Below are 3664 nucleotides of genomic sequence, written 5' to 3' on the forward strand. Positions count from 1 at the left end.
AAAATTAGCTAATGTATACGGCGTGGATACTGATTATCTTCTTTCAGAAGACAAGGACGTTAAGAAAGTTTCTCAAAATAGCTTTAGCAATGAAAAGAAAGCTATGTTAGAAGCCTATGATAAATTATCACCTAAAATGCATTAATACATTAGGACAATTAAATAACATTAACTTTTCCCAACTTCTTCAGGAAGCTTTAAAAGAAAAACTTCATATTCAGTAAAGTATTAAGCCTACCAATAGGTAGGCTATTGTTAATACTAATTAGTTGACACACTATATTATTGTTAAATGATTATATTATTTACATAACATTTAAAATGTTGTAAACTATTATTTATAAAAAAAATAAAAGAATATAAGGAGTTTTATAATGATTAAAAATAATAATATAAAAGCAATACTATTAGTATTTATTTCATTACTGTCACTGTTATTATTTTCAGGTTGTACAAATAAACAAGTAGTTGATTTAAATACTGATAAAATTATAAATAAAAAAACAAATAATAAGAATACCAATAAATCAAGGAAAGATACATCTAGTGAAACAAATAATATCTTAGCAAATCTAAAAGATAATACTATTGAAGAAGATACGCTAAAAGTGGTTAGATGTAATGAATTACAAGAAGATTCAAAAGAACATCAATATCCTGCTAACAACAGCCTGTTTTCAGAAGCAGACAATGAGTTTTCAAATAGTAATTCTAGTAGTACTATTGCTTTTTATGATAATAAAATCTTCTATGTAGATGTAGACGGTGCTTTATTAAAATCATATAATACAATAACCAATCAAATAACAACTATATCCGATAAACCCGTCTGGGGCTTTATTATTACGAAAGAAAAAATATTTTTTTCTAGTCGTTTCTTTGAGTTATATCAATGTGATATCAATGGGAGTAACCTTGAAAAGATTCTTTCTAGTAATTGTATAATATTCTCATATTGTAACAATAATATTATATTTGACGATACTGATGATTACTTATATAAGCTTAATCTTCATACAAGAGCAATTAGTCAGCTATCTTCTACACAAGTAAATCTTAAAATCAATATTGGACATTGTAGAGGAATTGTATGTTACAAGAATGATGTCTTCTATACTGATGTGGATAAAAATTTTTATCGGCATAATACAGTATCCAATACTAGCGATTTAATATCGAATAACACTACAGGAATCTATATTTATGATAATAATATATATTATTCCATTACCAACAATAACAACTTATGTAATCTTTATAGAATACCTATTGATAATATATCTGCAACAAAAGAAATGGTATTAGAAAATATAAAAGCAACCGACTTTATCGTTTATAAAAATTGGTTATTGCATATTAATGTTGGTTATTCAGAGAGTAATGCTGAAACAAACAATAAATTATACTTATATAACCTAGATACACAAATTTCAAAAGTTCTTCTCTGTGATAATGATGAATATGGTTTTTTAGAAGATATCAAATTTGTTCATAATAACAAACTTTATTATACCATTACTAGAGATACACCAGACCCTATTTACTTTAGTTATAATTTTGATACTTATAAGGTATCCGAAATAGGAGATATCAAGAATATTAAATCTAAAAATCCCTCTCAATAAAGGGGGGGATTTTTAGATGAATTTTGATTATTTAACACCTTTTCTCATATATTTCAAGCCATCTACACCATATAATGATTGTAATGTGGTATTATGAGTATCTACGTATTCCCTATCAATAATTACAGTTCCTCTTATAACATTCATATTTTTATTAATTACAACTCCATTTGATGAAAAAATATTACTATTCACTAAACCAATAGACTTTACGAATTCATGATATATTCCACTATCTGTTCCATTAGGATCGAAGCATAAACATTTTGATGAAGTAATATTTTTTCTTACTGTGTTTCTCATACTTAATAATTGGCATCCCTCTGAATTACTCCAACTACCTTCTAAACCATCTTTCGCAGTATTATATTTATAAGTATTATATCCTGCATGAATGTTAATGCCTGAGCTTGAACTATCGTACCAATTTGTATTGCCAAATCTAATAACTTTTGGACTATTAATTTTAAAAGCTGGATATTCCCCCTGATGTAAATGTGAGTTAATATTATATACTCCATCGACTACTGTTGGAATATCGTATTTAGTTCCTTTTGGTCTATCTGGTAATGTGGAAGCCTGGTCAGTGAAAAAAATAATTTTATTGTTTTTTATAACTAATGCAATAGCCCCATACCTATCAATACTGTATTTAGATCTCCCATTCTCTTTATTATACTTTGTATTGCTGTTCAAACCAGCACCCTCAAAGAAAAAGATTAAAGGTCTGTTTTTAGCAATTGCTGTTTTTATTTTATCATTATTTGCATATGTATTTACTCTATCCAATGCATTTTTCTGAATAGATGTTAGATTATTATTTCTAACGTATGAATCAATTTCATTATCTGATAAAATTTGAGTATAATTCTTACATCTAACCTTATATTGACCTGAACCAGAATATCCTTTAATTTTAATATAATATTTAATCCCTGCCTGCACTGGTTTTTTCTCAACTAAATCCCATTGACCTGGACCTTTTGAAGATTGACCCACTACCTCCCCAGTAGTACTGCCTTTATATACTGTGATATCAACATCTAATTGACTATTTAATGGTTCAACAAAAAAATTAGCCTTACCGTCTTTATCAAATCGCACATAATACCAGTGTTCTTGTCCTTTACTAATATTTACTGGTGGGTTATAGTCATTATCTTTTATTTCTTTTGCATTTGGTGTAACTGAACCTCCTGATTTCATTTTACATGAAAGTGTAAAACTACCTGAACCAGATGAATATTGAACATCCATCCTTATCCATTGACCAACACTTACATTATATTCTATTCTTTCGGCTTGCCCTTCTCCTCCACTTGTACTAATTGCTAAAGTGTTATTATTTCTGTCATATATGTATAAATTAACGCTTAGTCCACTTGAAGGTACGACCTCAAATGTTGCTTTTCCTGATTGCTGAAATTCAGTATAAAACCAATTATCTCCATATGTTGCTAAATTTCCAACGTATGGGTTATTAATGTTAATTCTAGTAGGATTATTAAAATCTTTTGACATTATTATCATCTCTCCTTGTATATTTTTTTTTATAAATTTTATATAACAGTAATTCGCGAGTTACTTACATTTATAATAGAGATAATTCAGCAATAAAATGTAAATCTTAATTTAAATTATTTTACCAAATTATCAAGCCTTTAATAAATTACCTAGGTTTATTGGCTTGATATAATACTATCATAGACTTTTACGACATTACCACCACATGTTATTATTTTATTTTAAATAATCCTTAATAAATTGTATTCCTTTCTTTTTATGTCTTGATACCGTTTGTCTTGATGCCTTTAATTTCAATGCAATTTCAACATCTGAATAACCATGTATTTTATATATAATAATCCTTCGTTGAATACGTGACAGTTGATTTATTGCTTCATTAATGTATGCTATTGTTTCGTCCGCTTGATTATGAAAACTTTCATTAAGAGGTATGATATTTAATTTCTTGTTATTACTTTTTGAAAACCTAATATAGGTATTTTTAATGGATTTATTTATATACGAAATATTCT

At 27.3% G+C, this 3664-nt stretch carries 3 protein-coding genes; 1 reads left to right on the forward strand and 2 read right to left on the reverse strand.

The features are described 5' to 3' along the window. The first annotated feature begins 374 nt into the window (after nt 1-374). The gene (locus tag N4A55_RS02730; RefSeq protein ID WP_293753941.1) at nt 375-1625 is read left to right on the forward strand and encodes a DUF5050 domain-containing protein; all 1251 of its coding nucleotides are present in this window, start codon (nt 375-377) and stop codon (nt 1623-1625) included. A gap of 27 nt (nt 1626-1652) precedes the next feature. Here the strand turns inward: N4A55_RS02730 and N4A55_RS02735 are convergent, their stop codons facing one another. Both N4A55_RS02735 and N4A55_RS02740 read right to left on the reverse strand, forming a co-directional pair. Then, a complete protein-coding gene (locus N4A55_RS02735; RefSeq protein WP_293753942.1) occupies nt 1653-3146 on the reverse strand; it encodes a hypothetical protein in 1494 nt (497 codons plus the stop codon). A 219-nt stretch (nt 3147-3365) separates the two neighbouring features. Continuing rightward, nucleotides 3366-3664 (reverse strand): RNA polymerase sigma factor (locus N4A55_RS02740; protein ID WP_293753943.1); only part of this gene is annotated, 299 nt, incomplete at its 5' end.

Source organism: Vallitalea sp., from assembly GCF_025211055.1.
Taxonomy (GTDB): Bacteria; Bacillota; Clostridia; order Lachnospirales; family Vallitaleaceae; genus Vallitalea.

Coding starts and splice junctions, on each gene's coding strand:
- N4A55_RS02735 (WP_293753942.1), bottom strand. CDS start 3,146: ATGTCAAAAGATTTTAATAATCCTACTAGAATTAACATTAATAACCCA.
- N4A55_RS02730 (WP_293753941.1), top strand. CDS start 375: ATGATTAAAAATAATAATATAAAAGCAATACTATTAGTATTTATTTCA.